This is a genomic window from Streptomyces niger (genome assembly GCF_000718305.1).
Taxonomy (GTDB): Bacteria; Actinomycetota; Actinomycetes; order Streptomycetales; family Streptomycetaceae; genus Streptomyces; species Streptomyces niger.
Map to the genome: position 1 here is coordinate 547,849 of NZ_JOFQ01000001.1, position 21,851 is coordinate 569,699.

At 74.7% G+C, this 21,851-nt stretch carries 20 protein-coding genes; 6 read left to right on the plus strand and 14 right to left on the minus strand.

The genetic code is table 11. The annotated features are described in order from the left end of the window. Position 1: 1 nt before the first annotated feature. From rfaE2 to IF20_RS02515, 9 genes are read right to left on the minus strand one after another with little or no spacing between them, the layout of a single operon-like run. Positions 2 to 1,504, minus strand: a complete 1,503-nt coding sequence (gene rfaE2, locus IF20_RS02475; protein WP_052863201.1) for a D-glycero-beta-D-manno-heptose 1-phosphate adenylyltransferase — start codon at positions 1,502 to 1,504, stop codon at positions 2 to 4. Next, on the minus strand, positions 1,501 to 2,145 hold the full coding sequence (locus IF20_RS02480; RefSeq protein ID WP_052863202.1) for a D-sedoheptulose-7-phosphate isomerase: 645 nt from the start codon (positions 2,143 to 2,145) through the stop codon (positions 1,501 to 1,503). Before IF20_RS02480 ends, rfaE2 begins: the two co-directional genes overlap by 4 nt. Beyond that, positions 2,142 to 3,377 carry a glycosyltransferase gene (locus IF20_RS02485; protein WP_052863203.1) on the minus strand — a complete coding sequence of 412 codons (1,236 nt, stop codon included), beginning with the start codon at positions 3,375 to 3,377 and terminating at the stop codon, positions 2,142 to 2,144. The genes IF20_RS02480 and IF20_RS02485 overlap by 4 nt, the downstream gene beginning before the upstream one ends. Beyond that, on the minus strand, positions 3,374 to 4,336 hold the full coding sequence (locus IF20_RS02490; protein WP_052863204.1) for a glycosyltransferase: 963 nt from the start codon (positions 4,334 to 4,336) through the stop codon (positions 3,374 to 3,376). The genes IF20_RS02485 and IF20_RS02490 overlap by 4 nt, the downstream gene beginning before the upstream one ends. Continuing rightward, entirely contained in the window at positions 4,333 to 5,340 is a 1,008-nt protein-coding gene (locus IF20_RS02495) for a glycosyltransferase family 9 protein (RefSeq protein ID WP_052863494.1), read from the minus strand. Before IF20_RS02495 ends, IF20_RS02490 begins: the two co-directional genes overlap by 4 nt. Further along, positions 5,337 to 5,960, minus strand: coding sequence for a D-glycero-alpha-D-manno-heptose-1,7-bisphosphate 7-phosphatase (locus IF20_RS02500; RefSeq protein ID WP_110943723.1), 624 nt, complete (start codon positions 5,958 to 5,960; stop codon positions 5,337 to 5,339). The genes IF20_RS02495 and IF20_RS02500 overlap by 4 nt, the downstream gene beginning before the upstream one ends. Beyond that, on the minus strand, positions 5,957 to 7,015 hold the full coding sequence (locus tag IF20_RS02505; protein WP_110943724.1) for a glycosyltransferase family 2 protein: 1,059 nt from the start codon (positions 7,013 to 7,015) through the stop codon (positions 5,957 to 5,959). Before IF20_RS02505 ends, IF20_RS02500 begins: the two co-directional genes overlap by 4 nt. Continuing rightward, positions 7,012 to 8,655, minus strand: coding sequence for a carbamoyltransferase family protein (locus IF20_RS02510; protein WP_052863205.1), 1,644 nt, complete (start codon positions 8,653 to 8,655; stop codon positions 7,012 to 7,014). Before IF20_RS02510 ends, IF20_RS02505 begins: the two co-directional genes overlap by 4 nt. An 11-nt stretch (positions 8,656 to 8,666) precedes the next feature. Next, positions 8,667 to 9,710 carry an NAD-dependent epimerase/dehydratase family protein gene (locus IF20_RS02515; protein WP_110943725.1) on the minus strand — a complete coding sequence of 348 codons (1,044 nt, stop codon included), beginning with the start codon at positions 9,708 to 9,710 and terminating at the stop codon, positions 8,667 to 8,669. A gap of 149 nt (positions 9,711 to 9,859) precedes the next feature. On the opposite strand from IF20_RS02515, the gene IF20_RS02520 reads away from it, so the two are divergent. The 3 genes from IF20_RS02520 (at position 9,860) to IF20_RS02525 (ending at position 11,720) form a co-directional block, all read left to right on the plus strand. After that, positions 9,860 to 10,789, plus strand: coding sequence for a polysaccharide pyruvyl transferase family protein (locus IF20_RS02520; protein WP_052863206.1), 930 nt, complete (start codon positions 9,860 to 9,862; stop codon positions 10,787 to 10,789). A gap of 126 nt (positions 10,790 to 10,915) precedes the next feature. Then, entirely contained in the window at positions 10,916 to 11,035 is a 120-nt protein-coding gene (locus tag IF20_RS40420) for an LPFR motif small protein (protein WP_267881117.1), read from the plus strand. Between the two features lie 34 nt (positions 11,036 to 11,069). Next, positions 11,070 to 11,720, plus strand: coding sequence for a hypothetical protein (locus IF20_RS02525; protein ID WP_052863207.1), 651 nt, complete (start codon positions 11,070 to 11,072; stop codon positions 11,718 to 11,720). A gap of 87 nt (positions 11,721 to 11,807) precedes the next feature. On the opposite strand, the gene IF20_RS02530 is transcribed toward IF20_RS02525, so the two are convergent. Next, positions 11,808 to 13,175 carry an MFS transporter gene (locus tag IF20_RS02530; protein ID WP_234426490.1) on the minus strand — a complete coding sequence of 456 codons (1,368 nt, stop codon included), beginning with the start codon at positions 13,173 to 13,175 and terminating at the stop codon, positions 11,808 to 11,810. 625 nt (positions 13,176 to 13,800) lie between these two features. Between IF20_RS02530 and IF20_RS02535 the strand changes: the two genes are divergently transcribed. The 3 genes from IF20_RS02535 to guaD are packed head-to-tail and all read left to right on the plus strand — an operon-like array spanning position 13,801 to position 16,247. After that, complete coding sequence (locus tag IF20_RS02535; protein WP_052863208.1) at positions 13,801 to 14,295, plus strand: DUF5709 domain-containing protein; 495 nt, start codon at positions 13,801 to 13,803, stop codon at positions 14,293 to 14,295. A 17-nt stretch (positions 14,296 to 14,312) separates the two neighbouring features. Beyond that, positions 14,313 to 14,828, plus strand: coding sequence for a MarR family winged helix-turn-helix transcriptional regulator (locus IF20_RS02540; protein WP_052863209.1), 516 nt, complete (start codon positions 14,313 to 14,315; stop codon positions 14,826 to 14,828). Positions 14,829 to 14,870: 42 nt separating this feature from the next. Then, complete coding sequence (gene guaD / locus IF20_RS02545; protein ID WP_052863210.1) at positions 14,871 to 16,247, plus strand: guanine deaminase; 1,377 nt, start codon at positions 14,871 to 14,873, stop codon at positions 16,245 to 16,247. A 282-nt stretch (positions 16,248 to 16,529) separates the two neighbouring features. Here the strand turns inward: guaD and IF20_RS02550 are convergent, their stop codons facing one another. The 4 genes from IF20_RS02550 to IF20_RS02565 all read right to left on the minus strand — a co-directional run bounded on the left by IF20_RS02550 (position 16,530) and on the right by IF20_RS02565 (position 21,848). Then, a complete protein-coding gene (locus IF20_RS02550) occupies positions 16,530 to 16,862 on the minus strand; it encodes a hypothetical protein (RefSeq protein ID WP_052863211.1) in 333 nt (110 codons plus the stop codon). Positions 16,863 to 16,931: 69 nt separating this feature from the next. Continuing rightward, positions 16,932 to 18,821 carry a glycoside hydrolase family 15 protein gene (locus tag IF20_RS02555; RefSeq protein ID WP_052863212.1) on the minus strand — a complete coding sequence of 630 codons (1,890 nt, stop codon included), beginning with the start codon at positions 18,819 to 18,821 and terminating at the stop codon, positions 16,932 to 16,934. Positions 18,822 to 18,897: 76 nt separating this feature from the next. Beyond that, positions 18,898 to 20,025, minus strand: coding sequence for an enolase C-terminal domain-like protein (locus IF20_RS02560; protein WP_052863213.1), 1,128 nt, complete (start codon positions 20,023 to 20,025; stop codon positions 18,898 to 18,900). Beyond that, positions 20,025 to 21,848 carry a thiamine pyrophosphate-requiring protein gene (locus IF20_RS02565; protein WP_052863498.1) on the minus strand — a complete coding sequence of 608 codons (1,824 nt, stop codon included), beginning with the start codon at positions 21,846 to 21,848 and terminating at the stop codon, positions 20,025 to 20,027. The genes IF20_RS02560 and IF20_RS02565 overlap by 1 nt, the downstream gene beginning before the upstream one ends. Positions 21,849 to 21,851 lie beyond the last annotated feature (3 nt).

Consider the following 21,851-nt stretch of genomic DNA (forward strand, 5'->3'; position numbering starts at 1 on the left):
GTCAGACCACCCTGTCGGCCGTGGCGCCCGGCAGCGGGTCGCCGTGCGGGTCGCCGAGCCGGCCCGCCGCACGTTCGGCCAGCTTGGTGCTGGACCGGCCGTCGAGGTACGGCAGCAGCATGACCTGACCGCCCCAGCCCTCCAGCGTCTCGGTCTCCGGCATGCGGGTCAGCGCGTAGTCGCCGCCCTTGACCCAGATGTGCGGGCGCAGTTCCTGGAGTACCTGCTCGGGCGTGTCCTGCTCGAAGACGGTGACGGCGTCGACGCAGCCCAGCGCCTGGAGCACCCGCACCCGGTCGGCCTCGGGCACGATCGGCCGCTCGTCGCCCTTGCGGCGGCGTACGGACGCATCGGAGTTCAGGCACACGATGAGGCAGTCGCCGGCCCGCCGGGCGGCCTGCAGCAGGGCGACGTGCCCGGCGTGCAGCAGGTCGAAGCAGCCGCCCGCCGCGACGACCGTGCCGCCGGCCGCGCGCACCCGCGCCGCGAGTTCGGTGGCGGTCTCGGCCGCACCGTCCTCGGGGGCTGCGGCGGACTCGAAGTGGGTGGTGAAGCCGTGCGCGCCGCCGTCCTCGACGAACCGGGTGGCCGCGTGGACGGCGCCCTGCACGGCGTCCTCGGGCAGCGCCTCGTCCGCCAGCAGCCCGGCGGCGGAGGCGGCGAAGCGGTCCCCGGCGCCGCAGGGGTCGCCCTGCGCGCTCCACGGCGCGGGCACCAGCATGGGCGCCTCGCCGTGCGTGAGCAGCGCGCCGCGCTCCCCCATCGTCACGGCGACCGAGGCCGCCTGCCAGGCGCTCAGCAGCGTGCGCGCGTCGGTGGCGGCCTGGGCCAGTTGGATGCGGGGCGCGCCGCCGGCCGGTTCGTCGCCGGATGCGGTACGGGGCGACCGGGACCGGGCAGCGGCGCGCGGCGCGGTGTCCTCGGCGAGTGCCGCGGCGAAGGCGCGGGCCTCGACGGCCGCGGGGGTCGCCAGCTTCACGCCCGGCACGGGCGGCTGCCCGTTCGGATGCGGATCCCAGACGACGGGGACGCGCCGCGCCGCGCGGGCGAGCGCATCGCGTACGGCGTCGGCGGTGCCCCGGCCGTAGTCCGCGACCAGCACCGCACCGGCCGCGGCGATCGCCTCCGCCGCCTCCGCCGTGGCCTCGCCCGCCCGGCCCTCTCCCTCGTCCAGGCGGAGCAGCGGGCGGTCCCGCGCCATCAGCCGGGTCTTGCTCGACAGCGCGCCGGTCAGCGGGAGTTCGACCAGCCGCACCCGGTCCGCGAGCAGCCGGCGCAGGGTGCGGCTGCTCTCGTCGTCGCCGAGCGCGGTGACGAAGGTGACCTCCCGGCCGTCCTCGGCGGCCAGGCAGGCGGCCAGCGCCGCGCCGCCGGGCCGTACGGCACGGCGTACCCCCTTCAGTACGGGCACCGGGGCGTCGGGCGCGAGGCGCTCGGCGCGCCCGGAGAGGTCGTGGTCGAGCAGGCCGTCGCCGACGACGAGCAGGGGGGCCGGCCGGTTCATGACTCCTCCACACGGACGCGGTACCGAGCCGGTTCGGCCCGGGCGGCGGCGCCGTCCTGCCGGGCGATGGCCCGGTCGAAGGCCTCGCAGATCATGTGCACGGCGACCAGGTGGAGCTCCTGGACGGTGGCGGCCACCGGTGCGGCCACGCACAGCGCCTCGTCCCCGGCCGCCTCCAGCGGATTCGGGGCCGGCCCGGTCAGCGCCCACACCGTCATGCCGATGCGGCGCGCCTCGCCAGCGGCGGTGAGCAGGTTGGCGCTGGCCCCGCTGGTGGACATCAGCAGCAGGACGTCGCCGGGTCGGCCGTGGGCGCGCGTCTGCCGGGCGAACACCTCCTGCACGCCGTAGTCGTTGGCGATGGCGGTGGTGGAGGAGGTGTCGGCGTGCAGCGCGAGCGCCGAATAGGCGGGGCGGTCCTCGCGGTACCGGCCGACCAGTTCGGCGGTGAGGTGCTGGGCCTGCGCCGCGCTGCCGCCGTTGCCGGCGACCAGCAGCCGGGCGCCCCGGCCGAGGCGGTCGGCCAGCCGGCTGCCCCAGGATTCGAGCCGGGCCGCCGAGGCGCGGAAGGAGGGCAGCGCGTCCCGCAGGGCGTCACAGTGCCGGCCGTCGTCGATCGTGTCGTCGTCCAGTGCGGTCATCGGGCCACTCCGGAGAGTTCGGGTACGGAGAGCAGGCCGTCGTAGACGGCGGCGACGCCTTCCGCGACGCGGTCCCAGGTGTAGCGGTCCAGGGCGCGTTCGCGGCCCGCGGCGCCGAGGCGGGCGAGCCGGGCGGGGTCGTCGAGGAGGGAGCGGATGACGCGGTCCAGGCCGTGGTCGTCGACGGGCGGCACGAGGACCCCGGTGACGCCGTCGACGACGGTGTCCAGGTGCCCGCCGACGGCGGTGGCCACCACGGGGGTGCGGCAGGCCATCGCTTCGAGGGGGACGATGCCGAAGGGCTCGTAGCGCGGCAGCGAGAGCACCAGGTCGGCGCTGGACATCAGCGCGGGCATCGCGTCGTGCGAGACCGCGCCCAGCAGCCGTACCCGTTCGCTCACGCCGTGCTCCTCGGCGACCTTGCGCAGTCGTTGCGCCTCCGGGTCGTCGAAGAGCAGCGGCTCCTCGGGGCCGCCGGCGATGAGGAGTTCGGCGTCGGGGATGCCGGCGAGGGCGCGGATGGCCCGGTCGAAGCCCTTGCGGGGGACGAGCCGGCCCACGGCGAGCAGCCGTTTGGGGTGGTCGTCCGGCTGCCGGGCCGCGCCGGGGACGGGCGCGAAGTGGGTGGTGTCCACGCCGCACGGCACGACGCGTACGTGGCTGCGGTCGATGCCCATGGCGAGGAGTTCGCCGACCTCGTCGGAGCACGTCGCGAGGACCCGCCGGCAGGTTCTGCCGACGCGGGCCTCGGTCTCGATGCGTTCGGGCGGGCTGGTGTCGTCCGAGCCCTGGTAGCGGCGCTTGACGGTGCCGAGCGCGTGGAAGGTCTGCACGACCGGGATGGACCGGTCACGGGCGCCGGCCAGCGCGGCGGTGCCCGACATCCAGAAATGGGCGTGCACCAGGTCGGGCGGCGCGGCCGCCCAGGCGCGCGCGAGGTGGCGGCCGAACTCGGGCATGTGGGCCGGCAGTTCGTCCTTCGGCACGGGGGCCGGCGGGCCGGCGGGCACGTGGACGACCTTGAAGCCGTCCCGCGTGGTGACGGTGGGCGCGAGCGCGGGGTCGTCACGCCGCGTGTAGACCGTGACCTCGTGCCCGCGACCGACCAGATGCCGGGCGAGCTGTGCCACGTACACGTTCTGGCCGCCCGCGTCCGGGCCGCCGAGAGCGGCCAGCGGGCTGGCGTGCTCGGAGACCATGGCGACGCGGAGGGCGGGGGCTTCGTGCTTCATCGCGTGACCTCTTTCAACAGTTGGTCCCAGTCGTCCAGGAAGCGCTTCACCCCGTAGCGGGCCTGGACGGCGGCCCTGGCTTCCTGGCCCGTCCGCGCGGCGAGGTCCCGGTCGGCGACGAAGGCGCGGACCGCGTCGGTCAGCGTCTCCAGCCGGTTGGAGACGACGCCGGCTCCTTCGGGGACGGCCTCGCGCACCTCGGTGGTGTCCAGCGCCACGACCGGCATGCCGAGGAACATGGCTTCCAGCAGGGAGAGACCGAGCGAGGTCCAGCGGATCGGGTGCACGTACACCCGGCACCGGGCCATCGCCGCGTGCAGCTCCGCCTGCGGCAGGTCACGGGTGCGGCACCGGTCCGGTGGCAGGTCCAGGTGGCGGGCCAGCCCGTCGGTGCGCATGCCGAAGACGTCCAGCGGTGCCGCGGCGGCGAACCGCGGCAGCAGGTCGGTGCCGGTGGTGCGGCCGCGCCGCACCGGCTCGTTGACGACCACGGCGGCCCGCTGCTCCGCGCCGGTCCAGCGGTCGCCCGGGTCGATGATGCCGTGCTCCACGACGGTGGTGGGGGCGCGGCCGTTGTCCCACATGAGGCGATTGAAGTGGGTGACGTGGACGAGTGGGATGTCGGTGCGGTCCGCGAGCGGGTGGCGGGTGTCCACGGGCGTCTCGTGCGGGCTGTTGTGTTCGACGTACACCGCGGGTACGTCGCGGCCCGGCCGCCGCCCGGTCCATCGGTGTGCCAGCTCCACCTCGTGCGGCCGCTGGAGGACCATCAGGTCGATGTCGGCCTCGCGCAGCTGCTCCGGGGAGAGTTCCCGGACGGCGGCCGGCCAGTCCCAGGTCCGGGCGCGGCCCAGGCCGTCCGGGCCGCGGTCCGGTGTGACCGGGACCAGGTAGGTGTGCGCACCCTGGACGAACGCGGTGATCCAGGAGCCGTGCACATGCCAGATGAGGACGTTCATGTGCTCTCCTTGAGCAGTTTCTGCACGGCGAGCACCACGTCGGTCGGGGTGACGTCGTCCAGGCAGGGATGGCCGGGTTGCGGGCAGTACCGGGCGCGGCTGCCGGCGCACGCCGCCTGCTGGTCACCGAGCACGATCGTGGACACGCCGTACGGCGCCCACCGGTCGGCGGGCACCACCGGCGAGAACAGCGAGACGACGGGCGTGCCGACGGCCGCCGCCAGGTGCGCGGGCCCGGTGTTGCCGCTGACCACCACGTCGGCGGAGCGCAACACCCCGGCCAGGCTGCGGGAGTCGGTGCGGCCGCCGAGGTCGCGGGCGACCGGCCCGGCGACCTCGCGGGTCAGCTCGGTCTCGGCGGGGCCGCCGGTGACGACGACGCGGTGGCCGGCGTCGGCCAGGGCCGCGACCGCCTCGGCGCAGCGGTACGGGCTCCAGGCGCGGGCCGGCGCGCTGGCGCCGGGGTGGACCACCACGTACGGGCCGTTGCCGGTGAGTCCGACGGTGTCCGGTGGCGGCAGCACCCGCAGCCGGCCGTCGTCGCGGGGCTCGGGGACGAAACCGAGGGCCGCCGCCGTGTCGAGGGCGGCCTCCGCCTCGTGCCGTCCGGGCAGCCGCCGGTGGCGTACGTCGAGCAGCCGGCCGGGGTGGTCGCGGCTGTCGGCGCCGATGCGGCCGACGTGTGCCATGCGGAGCAACAGTGCGGCGGGCAGCGGGCTCTGGTGGAAGGAGGTGAGGATCAGGGCCGTGTCGTAGGCGCCCTCGCGCACCCGGCGGATCAGGCCTGCCACGTCGGCGTCCTCGACGCCGGGCGGGCTGAAGCCCTCCCAGGGCGCCTCCCACACCAGGACCTCGTCGACCCCGGGCAGCATCCGGGCCGCGTCCTCGCCGCGTGGTCCGCACACCATCGTGACGTGCGAGGAGTGCGCGGCGACGGCGCGGACGGCCGGGCCGGCGAGGAGGACGTCGCCGAAGCTGTCGAGGCGTACGACGAGTGATCTCACCGGTCCCACCCCCAGGTCTCGGCGACGACGGGCGCGGCCTCGGGGACGGGGCCGAGGAGTTGGCGTACGGCGGTGAGCACGTCGGGCGCGGTGCAGGGCGCCGCGGTGATCTCTTCTCGGCGGGTGACGGCGTTGGGGACGAGGACGGCGCGGGCGCCGGCGGCCTGTGCGGCCAGCACGTCGGCGCCGATGTCGCCGATGACGACGCACTTCTCGGCCGGTACGGCGAGTCGGCGGGCGGCTTCGATGACCAGTCCCGGCTTCGGTTTGCGGCAGTGGCAGCCGGCGTCGGGGCGGTGCGGGCAGTACGCCCAGGTGCCGAAGCCGCCGAGGGCGTCGTCCACCCGGGCGTTGACCAGCCGCACCTGTTGCTCGGTCAGCAGGCCGCGGCCGACGCCCGATTGGTTGCTGACGACGGCGGTGGGGATGCCGGCGTCGCGCAGCAGCCGGAGCGCCTCGGGCACGCCGGGCAGGATGCGGACCAGTCGCGGGTCGCTGTTGTAGGGCACGTCCTCGATGAGGGTGCCGTCGCGGTCGAAGAGGACGGCGGCGGGGCGCTCGTGCCGCCCGCCGGGTCGGCCGTCCGCGAGGGACGCGCCGTCGTGGGGCGCTTCGGTCATGCTCCACCTCGCCAGGCCGGTGCTTGACGGTGCATCAGCTCGCCGCGGAGGCGGTGCGCGACGGCGAGCGGCGGGATGAGGACGCTGGTGGACAGCATCGTGGTGATCTCGTCGCGGGTGCGCGGGCCCGGCGCGATGCGGGCCCAGGCGAACTCGGCGGTGCCCAGCGCCCAGAGCGCGGCGGCCGACGTGGCGGCGCGCGGGCGGCGGGCCAGTGCGAGGGCCGCCGCGGCGGCGCCGGCGGCGGTGATGACGGCGTGCCGGGCGAGCCGGCCGCGCGGCGCCTCGGCCCGCTGCCACCAGTCGCCGCCGTGCAGCCGCCGCATCAGGGCGTCGTCGGCGTTGCCGCGCTGGACGCGTACGGACACCCAGCGGTCGGCGGGGCGTACCGGGTGGTGGGTGACGCGGTGGCCGCGGCGTAGTGCCCAGCCGGCGTCCATGACGCGCAGCGCCAGGTCGGCGTCCTCGCGGAAGGCGCGCGGGAAGCGCTCGTCGAAGCCGCCGACGTCGCGGAGGGCCGCGCTGCGGTAGGCCATGTCGGCGGTCGCCCAGGCGGCGCCCTCCAGGCCCGCGGTGCCGCGTTCCCAGTCGGTGGGGCGGCGTCCGCTGTCGAGCGGTACGTGGAGGCGGCCCTGGACGCCACCGGTGCGGACGTCGGTGGCTTCGAGGTCGGCGGTGAGCCGGCGGCTCCAGTCGGACGTGACCTGTACGTCGTCGTCGAGGAAGACGATCCAGGGGGTGCTGACGGCGGCCAGGCCGGCGTTCCGGGCGGCGGCGGGGCCGCGCCCGCCGGTGGCCGTCGTACGGACGCGGTCCCGCAGCAGGCCCGCGGCCTCCAGGGGCAGCGGTGCGCCGGGCTCGGGGCGGTCGTCGACCAGCACGACCTGGTCGGGCCATGGTCGGCCGGCGTCGGCGAGGGCCCGCAGGCAGTCCGCCAGGCAGGGCCTGCCGAGGGTGGGGATCACCACGGCGTACGCGATCTCGCCCTCGGCGGGGCGTCGGGCGGGGTCGACGGTGCGGGTCGCGGTGGCGGCCGGGGGGTCCGGAGGTGTCATGCGAACGCCCTCCCCCGGCGGACCGCGAACGGCCCGATGGCCAGCAGGTCGATGGGGGCGCTGCCGAAGCACTCCAGCGCTTCGCGGGGGCTGTCGACCATGGGGCGGCCTGCGGTGTTGAGGCTGGTGTTGACCACGACCGGGATGCCGGTGCGCCGGTCGAACGCCGTGAGCATGCGGGCGACCAGCGGTTCGGTGGTCTCCTCGACGGTCTGTACGCGGGCGGTGCCGTCGACGTGCACCACGGCGGGGATCTTCGTCCGCCACGGCTCGCGCACGTGGTGCACGAAGAGCATGTACGGGCTGGGCAGCGGCCCGCCCTCGAACAGCTCGGCCGCCCGCTCTGCCAGCACCATCGGCGCGACGGGCCGGAACTCCTCGCGGCCCTTCACGGCGTTGAGGCGTTCCAGGTTGTCCGGGTGGCCGGGGTGGGCCAGCAAGGAGCGGTGGCCGAGCGCCCGCGGGCCGAACTCGCTGCGGCCCTGGTACCAGGCGACGATGCCGTTGCCGGCCAGCGTCTCGGCGACCGTCTCGGCGATGTCCTCGGGCTCCTCGTACGGGACGGCGGCCTCTTCGAGGACGGCCCGCAGCGCCTCGTCGGACCAGCCGCGGCCGAGCGCGGCGGTCGGCATCGGGGAGACGGGGGCGGCCTCCTGCTCCTGGGCGACGTGCAGCGCGGCACCCAGCGCGGTGCCGGCGTCGCCGGCCGCCGGCTGGACGAAGATGTCCTCGTACGGGCCTTCGCGGTACAGGCGGGTGTTGGCCACGCAGTTGAGCGCGACGCCGCCGGCCATGGCCAGGGTGCGCCGGCCGGTCTTCTCGTGCAGCCAGCGGCCGAGGTCGAGCGTCATGTCCTCCAGGCAGAGCTGGGCGCTGGCGGCGAGGTCGGCGTGGTCGCCGGTGATCCGGCGGCCGGGGAGCCGGCGCGCCACCATCCGTTCCCAGGGCACGTGGTGCGCGACGTAGCCGCCGGTGCCGTCGGCGTGGACGTACTCGCGCAGCTGCTCGCGGAAGCGTGGCGTGCCGTAGGAGGCGAGCGCCATGACCTTGTACTCGTCGCTGCTGCGCAGGAAGCCGAGGTGGTCGGTGAGCTCTTCGTAGAACAGGCCGAGGGAGTGCGGGAGTTCCTGGGCCGCGAGGACCTTGAGCTCGCCGCCCGCGTAGACGCCCGCGAGGTGCGAGGCGCACTCGCCGCGGCCGTCGAGGACGAGGACGGCGCTGTCGTCGTGCGGGGAGGCGAGCCCGGCGGAGGCGCCGTGGGCGACGTGGTGGGCGACGAAGCGGACGCGCTCGGGTTTCAGGCCCGGGAGCGCCTCGGCGAGGAATTCCGGTGCCCGACGGGCGTACTCCTGGCGCAGGTGGTCCCAGGGGTCGTCCAGGCTCATCGCCTCGGCGGGGCGGGCGAGTTCGGGGTCGTAGGAGTAGGCGACCGCGTCGAGGTCGGCCGGGGTGAGGCCGGCCTGTTCCAGGCACCAGCGGGCGGCGAGTTCGGGGAGTTCCCAGGCGGCGAAAGGCACCGGGCGCTTGCCGTGCTTACGGCGACTGAACCGTTCCTCCTCCGCGGCGGCGACGGTCACGCCGTCGATGACGAGAGCGGCTGCGGGGTCGTGGAAGAGAGCGTTGACACCAAGGACGCGCATGGAGTGATCCCTCAGGGGTGGGGGGCTTCGTCGGGCGGGGCGGCGTGGGCGGCGGCCGCAGGCGGTTGCGCGGAGAGCCGTTCACGGGGGTCACGGCTCGCGAAGTAGCCGATGGTGCGCTTGATCCCTTCCTCCCACGCCACCTTGGGCTCCCAGCCGAACATCTCGCGGGCCAGCGTGGTGTCGGGCCGCCGTCGTTCGGGGTCGTCAGCGGGCCGCTCGACGTAGCGCAGTTCCGACTTGGAGCCGGTCAGCGCGATGATGCGGTGCGCGATCTCGGCGACGGGGGTCTCCTCGCCGCCGCCGATGTTGACCGGCCGTACCGCGCGGCTCGCGGCCACCAGCAGGATGCCGTCGACCGTGTCGTCGACGTAGCACAGCGAGCGGGTCTGCTCGCCGTTGCCGGCGACGGTCAGCGGCTCGCCCGCCAGCGCCTGGCAGATGAACGTGGGGACCGCCCGGCCGTCGTGCGCGCGCATCCGGGGTCCGTAGGTGTTGAACATCCGCACGATGCCGGCGTTGCTGCCCTTGGCGCCCACGTGGGCGGTGACCAGCGCTTCGGAGAACCGCTTGGACTCGTCGTACACGCTGCGGGGGCCGACCGGGTTGACGTTGCCCCAGTAGTCCTCGCGCTGCGGGTGTTCGAGCGGGTCGCCGTAGACCTCGGAGGTGGAGGCGAGGACGAGGCGTGCGCTGTCGCGGTGCGCGATGGCCAGCGCGTTCCGCGTGCCGAGGCTGCCGACGTCCAGCGTCTCCAGCGGCATCCGGAGGTAGTCGACGGGGGAGGCGGGGCACGCGAAGTGCAGGACGAGGTCGTAGGGGCCGCGGAGTTCCTCGATGCACTGCGGCAGGCAGACGTCGCGGTCCAGGAAGCGGAAGCCGGGGCGGCCGAGCAGGTGCTCGATGTTCTCCATGGACCCCGAGCAGAGGTTGTCCACGCAGTCGACCTCGACGTCGCTCTCCAGCAGGCGTTCACAGAGGTGGGAACCGAGGAAGCCGGCGCCTCCGGTCACGAGCGCGCGGCGCCATGCGGGCCGCAAGGGCAGGGCTGTCACCCGTCGTCCTCCTTTTTGTGCGGCAGAGTCTGGGCAGCACGGACACCTAGGTGTCCCCTTTCGATGCTTTTACACATCTTCGTACTGTTCTACCGGCGACTGACCGGGTACGCCTCCCGAGTGCGCACCGAGCGAAGGAGCAAACTCCCATGCACCACCCGCTTCGAGCCCTCACCGACGATCTGCTGGCCCGCCCCGGAGGACCCGGGCGGACGCTGCTGACCGGGTGGTTCAGCTTCGACGACGGCGAGGTCACGGTCGGTGACGCATTGGCCCAGCGTCGGGTGTCCGAAGCGCTCACGGCCTGCGGCATCGCCCACGACACCGCCTGGAGCAGGGGTTTCGCGCCGGCCCTGATGCCGCTGGACGCCGCCGACCCCGCCGCGTACGGGCACGTCCTGTTCGCCTGCGGGCCGGCGCACGGCGAACAAGTACGGCGGCTGCACCGGCAGTTCGCCGGCTGCCGGCGGCTCGCCGTCGGCGTGAGCGTCATCGACCCCGGCGACCCCGCCGTGACCGGCTTCGACCGGGTCTTCGCGCGGGACGAGCCCGCCGCGGCACCTGCCGTCGACCTGGCCGCCGCGGCACCGCTGCACGCGATGCCACCCGTCGTAGGAGTGGTGCTGACGTACGGGCAGGGCGAGTACGGCGAGCGGCGCCGGCACGACACGGTCGGCGGGCGGCTGACCGAGTGGCTCACCGGACTGGACTGCGCACGGGTGACCGCCGACACCCGGCTGGCGATCGACGACTGGCGGCACTGCGCCACCCCGGAGCAGTTCATGGGGCTCGCCGCCCGGCTGGACGCCGTGATCACCAACCGGCTGCACGGCATGGTGCTGGCGCTGCGGACCGGGACGCCCGCCCTGGTCGTCGACCCCGTACTGGGCGGCGCGAAGGTGACGGCCCAGGCGCGGGCGCTGCGCTGGCCCGCGGTCCTCCCCGCTGACGACGTCACCCCGAAGGCCCTGGACCGCTGGTGGGAGTGGTGCCTCTCCCCCGCGGGCCGCGCGGCGGCCGGCCGGCGGGCCCGACTCATGGCGCGGTCCCGCCCGCTCCCCGCCGACGGGGGACGGTGACACCAGCGGGGCCTGCGAAGGGTCGCGCGAGACGGTGCCGGGCCGCGCGCCCCACCGCGGAAGATTACGTTCCGCGATTCCGGTAACCCGAGGAACAGGAACAGTCCACGTATACGAGGAGGAATCGTGCTCAGCGCCATCGCCGACGTACTGCGGGCCATCGGCGGCGCCATCGCCACCGTGGTGACGCTTCCCTTCCGCGCGCTCGCCCGGCTCTTCGGCGGCGCCTCGCGAGGCGCCCACTGATCCCCGCGCACCGACCCGCACGAGGAGTACAGGTATGACGGCGGAGCAGCGGAAGATCGCGCAGGCCCTGCTGACGACACACGGGCAGACGTACGCCGCGGAAGCGGGCATCAAGCTCCGCGACACCCCGCAGCCTCTGTACCAGCTGCTCGTGCTGTCCTGCCTGCTCAGCGCCCGCATCCGGGCCTCGGTGGCCGTCGCGGCGGCCCGCGAGCTGTTCGAGGCCGGCATGAAGGACGCCCGCAGGATGCGGGACGCGACCTGGCAGCAGCGGGTGGACGCCCTGGGCCGGGGCAGCTACCGCCGCTACGACGAGCGCACCGCCACGCAGCTGGGGGACGGCGCGCAGCTGCTGCTGGACGACCACGACGGAGACCTGCGGAAGCTCCGCGACGAGGCCGGCGGTGACACCGGCCGGCTGCGGGAGCTGCTGCAGAAGGTGCCGGGGCTCGGCCCGGCCGGCGCGGACATCTTCCTGCGCGAGGCCCAGGCCGTGTGGCCGGACCTCACCCCCTACATCGACGGCAAGGCCGTGCAGGGCGCGGAGCGGCTGGGCCTGCCGAAGGACGCCGACGCGCTGGCGCGCCTGGTGCCCGCCGACGACACCGCCGCCTTCGCCGCCGCCCTGGTGCGCGCCGCGCTGGAGAAGGACGTGGTGGAGGACGTGACGGCCGAGACCTCCTGAGCCCGGCAGCCGCGCCGCCGGGCTCACGGCGAAGGGGCCGGGACTCGTACGAGTCCCGGCCCCTGCCGGCTTTCCGGAGTACGTCCGTCAGGCGGCGGTGCCGTAGGCGGCCGCGGTCGCCGGGGCCCGTACGGTGTTCTTGCGGGTGTGCAGCAGCGCGCCCACGCCGGTCACGGCAGCGATGATCACGCCGCCGAGCACCAGCGCGCCGCGCGCGCCGGCCCACTCCATCAGCAGGCCCAGCAGCGGCGGGGCGACCAGGCCCCAGCCGGTGCTCAGGCTCCGCCAGACGCCGAGGACGCGGCCGCGCATGTGCGCCGGCGGGTCGGTCTGCAGCACGGTGGTGCCCGCGGTGTCGGACACCGACTCCACCACCGACATCGGCAGCACGAGCACCAGCAGGAAGATCAGCGAAGGCGACAGGCCCGCGACGACCTGGAGCAGCGCTCCGGCGGCGGCCAGCGCGCCGACCAGCTTGACCGAGGGGTTGCGCAGCCGCGCGGCGAGGATCGCGCCGACGATGCCGCCGGCGGCCAGGACCGAGGAGACCGTGCCGAAGGCGCCGGCGCCCGCGCTCAGCGGACCGGTGACCAGGACGGCCAGGGTGAGCTGGTAGTTCCGGCCGAAGATCGCGCTCAGGCCGGTGATCACGGCCAGCGCGACCAGCCGGGGGCGGCGCAGGAAGAAGGCCATGCCCTCCCGGGCCGTCATGGCGGGCTCGTCGTCCGCTGCGGCGGGCCCGGCGGCCGGTCGCGGCGCCTTCTCCAGGCTCACGGCCGGCTCCGCCGCCTTCTCCGGCGCGGCCTTGCCGGCCGCGCTCAGCGCCTGGCCGACCGGCCGCAGGAAGGGGATGACCGCGGCGACGAAGAGGAAGGAGAAGCCGTTGGCGGCGTACGCGGCTCCCGTGCCGAGGATGCCGACGGCCACACCGGCCAGCGCCGTGCCGCCGAGCCGGCCCACGCTGTGCACCAGCGAGCCGACCGCGATGGCCGAGGGCACGTCCTCGCGGCGTACGAGGTCGTTGCCGAGCAGCGCGGTCGCGGGGCCGTCGATCGTGGCGATCAGGCCGGTGACGGCGGACAGCGCCATGAGCAGCCCGTAGTTGAGCTGGTCGGTCGCGACCAGGAAGGCGGTGGTGAAGGCCACCAGCCCCAGTACGGCCTGGCTCGCCGCGGCGGTGAGCTTGCGGGGCCAGCGGTCGACGGCGGCACCGCCGAATAGGCCCATGAGCAGGCCGGGGCCGGCCTGTACGGAGAGCGACAGACCGGTGGCGGCGGCGGACCCGGTGAGCTGCAGCACCAGCAGGTTCTGCACGGTCAGCTGCATCCAGGTACCGGCGTTGGAGACCAGGTTGGCCACCGACCACCAGCGCATGCTGCGGTAGCGCAGCGAGCGCCACGGGGCGTGGTCGCCGCTCGTGTCGCGCGTACGGCCGCGGCCGAACAGGTAGCGCAGGTTGGCGGTGTACCGGCGGACCACGGAGGGGGCGCGCTCGCCCCGTGGGTCGCCTGTGGGATCGCCCGGTTCGGCGGCGGTGTCCGCGGCGTCGGCGGTGGTCGCGCGCTCGGACGGCTGCCCGGGGTCGTGCTCGGGAGCAAGGACGGGAGAAGGCACAGCGGAAGACACTTCGTGAAGAGCCCGTCAGGCTCGGAAAGCGGCTCGGCGGGCGCGCGGGCACGACTGCGTGCGGCGGCGGGCCTTGGCTGCCGAGATCGGTCGGTGTCGGGCCGGCGGCGGGCGCGGACGGCGCGCCTCTCGGGCTCGACAAGGTTCGACTTTCACACACCGGTGCGGCCGGTGAAACGCATACGGGGTGCGATGGCCGTCACCCCACCGCGGATCCCTTGCGCCCCAAGGGGTGTGCCGAGTGGGTGCGGATTCTCACAGCGGGCGGTGAGCCGGTGACACACGGGTACTCGCCGACAGCCCGAAGTTGCGTTTGCACGATGTGTGACGGTTCCGCAGGGTGGGGTGCAGAGGGACAGGAACGGGCACCCGTTCCGCACCGGCCGGGACGGCGGCCCGGAGAACGCACCGGCACGATCCCGGCGGAACGGCAGTCCAGGAGAGGAGAGCGGCCATGTCCGACGAGGCGATGGGTGACGAGGTCTACCAGCCGGCGGTCGAAGAGGGACCGGCCGAGCCCGACGACCTCGACATGCAGGACGCCCTCGACGAGCCGGACGCCGACGAGCAGCTGGAGCGGGGGTACTCCCCGCCCGAGAAGCCCCTCGGGGTGAACAAGAAGGGCACCACGGCGAACGAGCAGCGCGAGGGCGAGAGCCTGGACGACCGGCTGGCCGAGGAGGTGCCGGACGTGACGCCGCCCGACGGCGACGGCATCGGCGACGCGCCTGACACGGACGGCGAGCCGGTGGACGACCAGGTCGGCGAGGACCGCGCCGGCCGGATCGTCGGCGGTGACCAGGGCTTCCCGGCCCGCGGCCGCAACGCCAACGACGTCGTCGCCCGGGACGTGGGCATCGACGGGGGCGCGGCGGGCGCCGAGGAGGCCGCGGTGCATGTCGTGGACGACGAGAACGTCACCGACGACGAGTCCCCGCCGCTGCCCTGACACGGTAGAAAGGGGGCATGACCGAGGGCGCCGGACAGGCACAGGACGATGTGGACGCGGTGACGCAGGCGGTGCTCACCGCGTCCCGGGTGCTGGTGGCCGTCTCGGCGCGCTCGCTGGCCGCCCTCGGGGAGACCGTCACGCTGCCGCAGTTCCGGCTGCTGGCCGTACTGTCCGCGCACGGGGGCGCCAAGCTGGTGACCGTCGCGGAGCTGCTGGGGGTCAATCCCTCCACCGCGCTGCGGATGATCGACCGGCTGATCGCGGCCGGTTCCGTACGGCGCGAGGTGAACCCCCACAGCCGTCGAGAAACGATTCTGCAGCTGACCGACGAAGGCCGGCGCATCGTCGCCGAGGTCACCGCGCGGCGGCATGCCGAGATCGCGGAGATCGTCGGCCGGATGCCCGCCGCCCACCGCGCCGAACTGGTGTCGGCGCTGACCGCCTTCGCCACCGCCGCCGGCGAGCCCGCGGCGCCGGCCGCCGGCCCCGACCCCTTCCCGCTCGGCTGGGCCGCCCCCGGCTCCCCCTGACGCGCGGCCGGCCCAACCCGCCCCACCCGGAGGTGCGCCGCCATGACCACCGTCGACGCCCAGGGCGCCGCGGACGGCCCGACCGTCACCGCCGTACGCGGCCCGCTCGTCCGCATCCTCGCCGACCCGTTCCGCGTCGGCTCCGAGGAGGCACTGAAGTACACCGCCGACGCGCTGTTGATCTGCGCCGACGGCCGCGTCACCGCCGCGGGCGAGCACGCCGCGCTGCGCCACCGGCTGCCCGCGGGCGTCACCCCCGTGCACTACCCGGACCACGTGATCGTCCCCGGGTTCGTCGACGCCCACGTGCACGGCGTGCAGACCGCCGTCATGCCGGCCTCCGGCGCCGACCTGGCGGGATGGCTGGAGCAACGCGCGTTCCCCGAGGAGGAGCGGTTCGCGGACGCCGGGTACGCCCGCGAGGCCGCCGCCGTCTTCTGCGACCAGCTGCTGCGCAACGGCACCACCACAGCGCTGGTCTTCGGTTCCGTGCACCCCGGCTCCGCCGACGCCCTGTTCGAGGCGGCCGCCCGGCGCGACCTCCGGATCGCCTGCGGCAAGGTGCTCATGGACCGCAACGCGCCCGACGCGCTGCTCGACACGGCGGACGGCGGCTACGCGGAGTCCAAGGCGCTGCTCGACCGCTGGCACGGCAAGGGGCGCGCCCGGTACGCCGGCACCCCGCGGTTCGCCCCCAGCTGCAGCCCGGCACAGCTCGAAGCGGCCGCCGCGCTGTGGCACGCGCACCCCGGCACGCTCCTGCACACCCACGTGTCGGAGACGCCGGACGAAGTGGAGTGGGCCCGCTCGCTCTTCCCCGGCCGGGCCGGCTACCTCGACATCTACGACCACTACGGGCTGCTCGGCCCGGGCGCGGTGCTCGCGCACGGGGTGCACCTCTCCCCCGCCGAACGCGACCGCTGCGCCGCCACCGGCACCGCGCTCGCCCACTGCCCCGGCTCCAACCTCGCGCTCGGCAGCGGCCTGTTCCCCGCGCGCGAGACCGCCGGCGCCCCGCGCCCGGTCACCGTCGGCCTCGGCACCGACGTCGGTGCGGGCCCCACCTTCTCGATGCTGTCGACGGTGTACGAGGCGTACCGGGTGGCCGCGATGTGCGGCGCCCCGATCGACATCGTGCAGGCGTACCACCTCGCCACCCGCGGCGGCGCGGCGGCGCTCGGCCTCGCGGACACCGTCGGCTCCCTCGCGCCCGGCCAGGAGGCGGACTTCGCGGTGCTCGACCCGCGGGCCACGCCGCTGCTGGCCCGTCGCGCCGCGCGTGCGGAGGACATCGAGGAGCTGCTGCTCGTGCTCGCGGCGCTGGGCGACGACCGCGCGGTGCGCGCCACGTACGTCGCGGGGCGGCTCGCGCACGACCGGGACACGGCGCCGGCCGGCGGGAACGGGTGCGACCCGTAGGGCCGATGCGGGGGTTCACCCGATGGTCCGGTCGGCGGGATCGACCTCACGCCGGAGCGCCCGCAGGACGTACGGGCCGAGACCTCCAACGGTGCCATCACGCTCACCGTGCCGGCCGCGCGGTACGACGTCTCCGCGCGGACCAGCAATGGCGACAAGCGCATCGGGGTGTCCGCCGCCCCGGACGGCCGGTACCGGCTCGGCCTGACGACGAGCAACGGGTCGATCACGGTCGACCGCTCCTGGCGCGCCGCGCGTACCCGGCCCGGCGGGGCCGGCGGGTCAGCGGCCGAGGGCCTTGGCCAGCTCGTCCTTGTTCATCGAGGAACGGCCGTCGATGTTCTTCTTCTTGGCCTCGTTGTAGAGCTGCTCCTTCGTCGGGCCGTGCGAGCCGACGCGGTTGCCCGAGCGCTGGCCGCCGCGCTGCGGCGCGGACTTCCGGTCCTGGGTGGAGGACTTGCTCGCCGTCTTCGACTCGCCGCTGCGGGCCCGCTCCTTGTTGACGGTGCGCGCGGCGATCTCCTTCGCCCGGCCGGTGGAGGTGCCGCGCTTCTGGGCGCCCTCCTTGATGTGCTCGTACTGGCGCTCGCGCTTGCTGCTGGAACCTCGCGGCATCTCAGGTCTCCTCGTGGTCGGCCCCGGCCCGCCGGGAGTGCGGACCGGTGGCACCTTCCACTCCACCCCTCACCTGCGCGGTCCGCGAGAGGAGGTGGGCCGTTCGGGAACGCCGTCGGCGCCGGCCAGCCGGGCCGCGCACTCCAGCATCATGGCGTGCACGAAGGACTGCGGGAGATTGCCCCGCAACTGACGCTGCGTGATGTCGTACTCCTCGGCGTACAGCCCCGCAGCGCCGCATGCGGCACGGTTGCGCTCGAACCAGCGGTACGCCTCAACTTCCCTGCCCTGCTGGTGTTCCGCGAGCGCCGTCGCGAAGCCGCAGAGCACGAAGGCGCCTTCCGCCGCCGCGAGCGGCCGGTCGTCGTGCCGGAAGCGGTACGCGTAGTGATGATCGGTCAGCCGCTCCTTGTAGGCCGCCAGCGTGGCACGGGTGCGGGGGTCGTCGGCGGGCAGCCCGCCGCGCAGTGCCGGGAAGAGCAGCGCCCCGTCCAGGCCCGGGTCGTCGGCGGCGCGCTGCCAGTGGCCGTCGGGGTGCAGGGCGGTCGCGCTGGTGGCGGCGAGGAGGGTGTCGGCGAGCGCGGTCCACCGGCGGGCCCGCGGCCCCGGCGGCCCGGCCGCTGCCATCGCGCGCAGCCCGGCGGAGCAGATGAGGCGGCTGTGCGTCCAGGCGCGGGGCTCCAGTTCCCAGATGCCGGCGTCCTGCTCCTGCCAGCGGCGGGCGACGGCGTCCGCGGCGATCTCCGCGGCGCGCCGGCCGTCGCCGTCGAGCCGGTCCGCGCGGGCCGCGGCGGCGAACAGCAGCAGCGCCTCGCCGAAGGCGTCGAGCTGGAACTGCCGGTTGACGCGGTTGCCGATCCGGTCGTAGCCGCCGGGGTAGCCGGCCAGGTCCAGTTCCCGCTGGTCCGGTACGGGGCCGCCGTCCACGGTGTACGCCGGGCTGAGCCCTGGCCCGTCCTCGTGCAGCCGGGCGCCGATGAACCGCACGGCGGCGTCCAGCAGCGGGTACTCCCCGGCCGCCGCCGCTGCCTGGCCCGCGTAGCACTGGTCGCGGATCCACACGTACCGGTAGTCGTAGTTGCGGCCCTCCTCGGCCCGTTCGGGCAGGCTGGTGGTGGCCGCGGCGATCATCCCGCCGCTCGCGCCGGTCATGCCGCGCAGCACCGCGTACGACTGGCGCGCGTCCCCCGCCGCGACGGTGTGGTCCAGCGCCGGTACGGCCTCCCGCCAGGCCTGCTCGGTGCGGGCCCAGGCGGCATCGGGCTCCGGGGGCGGGCCGTTCGGTGCGGTGCGGCCGAGCTCCAGCACGAAGTCGTGCCGCTGACCGGGGTCGAGTCGCAGGTCGAGGACGAGGCGGGTGGCGCGGCGGGAGCCGGCGCCACTGTCGGGACCCGGGCCGCCGGTCTCCGCGTGCCCGCCGGAAGCCGCGCCCCGGTCGTCCGGATCGTCCGTCAGCCGGGCCGCCGCGCCGCCCGTCCAGCGCAGCTGGAGGCCGCCGACGCGGGCGGTCCACACGCCGCGCTCGTCGCGGTGCGGCTCGGACAGCGGTTCGGCGCCGTAGTCGGCCAGCGGGTGCAGGACCACCCGGAGGCGCGCCGGGCCCTGCCGTGCCTCGACGCGGCGCAGCAGGACGACGCGGGCCGGGTCGCCGGGGCAGGCGAGCGCCTCCCGGCATTCGACGATGCCGCTCTGCGTGATCCAGCGGCTGCGCCAGATCAGCGTGCCTTCTTCGTAGTGGCCGCCGGGGACGTAGCGCTCCTCCGGCGTCACCGCGTAGACCCCGCCCCCGCCGATGAGGGTGGCGAAGACCGCCTCGTCGTGCCAGCGCGGGGCGCACAGCCAGCAGATCTCGCCCCGCGATCCGACCAGTGCCGCGCGCTCGCCGTCGGCCAGTACGGCGTAGTCGCGCAGCACCTGTGGCGGGAAGGCATGGCTTTCGGGCAGTTCGATGGTGCTCATCGTTCTCCGGAGGGGGTGGTGCGGGGCGTGCTCCGTGGCAGGGGTGGCGCGTCCGTCGGGGGGCGGGAGCAGGCGGTCAGCCGGTGCGGTACTTCTCCGCGAGGTCGGCCCGGAGCGTGAGCCCGTGTCCCGGCGCGCCGTCGGCGCCGGGCCGGATGTTGCCGCCGGCCGGGTCGAGGACGCCGTCGAAGAGGAGGTTCTCGATGCGGACGTGGTCGTGGAACCACTCCAGGTGCCGCAGGTTGGGCACGGCGGCGGCCGCGTGCGCGTGCACGTGCGGCGCGCAGTGCCCGGAGATCTCCAGCCCGGCGGCCTCGGCGAGCGCGGCGGCGCGCAGCCATACGGTGAGGCCGCCGCAGCGGGTGGCGTCGGCCTGCAGGCAGTCCACGGCGTCCGCGCGGAGCATGTGGTGGAAGTACGGCAGGGTGTAGCCGTACTCCCCCGCGGTGACGTCGGCGGTGACGGCGGCGCGGACGTGGGCGAGGCCGGTCAGGTCGTCGGAGGAGACCGGCTCCTCGAACCAGGTGACGCCCTGCTGCGCGAGATGGTCGGCCATCCGGACCGCCTGCTTGCGGGAGTAGCCGCCGTTGGCGTCGACGTAGAGCTCCGTGGTGTCGCCGATGGCGCGGCGGGCCGCGGTGATGCGCTCGGCGTCGCGCCGGGTGGCGCCGCCCCAGGACTCACCGATCTTGATCTTGACGCGGGGGATGTCCTGTTCCTCGACCCAGTGCCGCAGCTGGCGTTCCTGCTGTCCCGCGTCGTAGGTGGTGAAGCCGCCGCTGCCGTAGACCGGTACGTCGGGCCGGCAGGCGCCGAGCAGCCGGACCAGCGGCAGGTCCAGCAGCCGGGCCTTGAGGTCCCACAGCGCGAGGTCGACGGCCGAGAGCGCCCCGGCGATCAGGCCGGGCCGGCCGGCGTTGCGGACGGCCCTGTTCATCGCCTCGTTGGCGGCCGGCACATCCAGGGCGCAGCGGCCGGTCACCACGTCCGCCAGCTGGTCGGTGACGACCTGTGCGGTGGGGGGCGCGCCGTAGGTCCAGCCGAAGCCGGTGGTGGCGCCGGACCGCACGGTGACCAGCACCAGCGTCGTGGCGTCCCAGGTGAGGGTCCCGTCCCCTTCCGGGGCGTCGGTCGGGACGGTGTAGACCGCCGTCCCGACCGACTCCACCCGGGGGTCGGCGCCCCCTTCGTGCGCGGCGGTCATCACTCGTTCCGGTCGCCCTCGGCGCCGGGCCGGTCCTCGCGGTGCCGCTTGCCGGGCAGCATCTCCTGCACCTTGGCCTTGAGTCCCTGCTTGACCACGTCGGCGCGGTCGCTGTCGCCCTTGAGGATGGCGGTCGCGGCGGCCTCGATCTGGTCGAAGCTGGCGTGCGGCGGGATCGGCGGCACGGCCGGGTCGGTGCGGAAGTCGATGACGAACGGGCGGTCGGCGGAGAGGGCCTGGCGCCACGCGGACTCCACGTCGCCGGGCTTCTCCACCCGGACGCCGCCGAGGCCGATGGAGCGTGCGAAGTCGGCGTACGGCACGTCCGGGATGTGCTGCGAGGGCTCGAACTGCGGGGCACCGGACATCGCACGCATTTCCCAGGTGACCTGGTTGAGGTCCTGGTTGTTCAGGACGGCGACGATCAGCCGCGGATCGGACCACTGGTGCCAGTACTTGGCGGCGGTGATCAGCTCCGCCATGCCGTTCATCTGCATCGCGCCGTCACCGACGATGGCCAGCGTGGGCCGCTCGGGGTGCGCGAACTTGGCGCCGATGACGTAGGGCACGCCCGGGCCCATGGTGGCCAGCGTGCCGGACAGCGAACCGCGCATGGCGCCGCGCATCCGCAGGTGGCGCGCGTACCAGTTGGCGGCGGAGCCGGAGTCGGCGGCCAGGATCACGTCGTGGGGCAGCAGCTGGTCCAACGCGTGCACGACGTACTCGGGGTTGATCGGGTCGGCGTCCACGGCGGCGCGCCGCTGCATGACCTCCCACCAGCGCTTGGTGTTCTTCTCGATCTTCTTGCGCCAGTCGCCGTGCTTCTTACGCTTCAGCTGCGGCAGCAGCGCCCGCAGCGTCTCCTTGGCGTCGCCGACGAGGTTGACCTCGAACGGGTAGCGCATGCCGACCATGTGCGGGTCGATGTCGATGTTGACGGCGCGTGCCTGGTCCAGTTCCGGCATGAACTGGGTGTACGGGAAGCTGGAGCCGATGACGACGAGGGTGTCGCACTCCATCATCAGCTCGTAGGACGGCCGGGTGCCGAGCAGCCCGATGGCGCCGGTGACGTACGGCAGGTCGTCCGGCAGCGCGTCCTTGCCCAGCAGCGCCTTGGCGACGCCGGCGCCGGTGACGTCGGCCAGCTCCTCGACCTCGGCGCGGGCGCCGCGGGCACCCTGGCCGATGAGGATCGCGACCTTCTCGCCCGCGTTGATGACCTCGGCGGCGTCGGCGACCGCGGACTGCGCGGGGACCGGCGCGTACTGGGCCATGCCCAGGCTGGAGGGCACCATCTTGAACGCGTGCTGCGGCGGGGAGTAGTCCAGCTCCTGCACGTCGGCCGGGATGATGACCGCGGTGACGGTGCGCCGAGCCATCGCGGTGCGCATGGCGCGGTCGATGACGTTGGGCAGCTGCTCGGGGACGGTCACCGTCTCGCAGAAGTCGGACGCCACGTCCTTGTAGAGGCTCGCGAGGTCGACCTCCTGCTGGTACGAGCCGCCCATGGCGCTGCGGTTGGTCTGGCCGACGAGGGCGACGACGGGTACGTGGTCGAGCTTGGCGTCGTAGAGGCCGTTGAGCAGGTGGATGGCGCCGGGCCCGGAGGTCGCGGCGCAGACGCCGACCTTGCCGGAGAACTTGGCGTAGCCGACGGCTTCGAACGCGGCCATCTCCTCGTGCCGCGCCTGGACGAACACCGGCTTGTTGTCGGCCCTCCCCCAGGCGGCCAGCAGGCCGTTGATGCCGTCACCCGCGTAGCTGAAGACGTGGTCGACGTCCCACTCGCGCAGCCGCTGCAGGATGTAGTCGGACACCTTGATCGA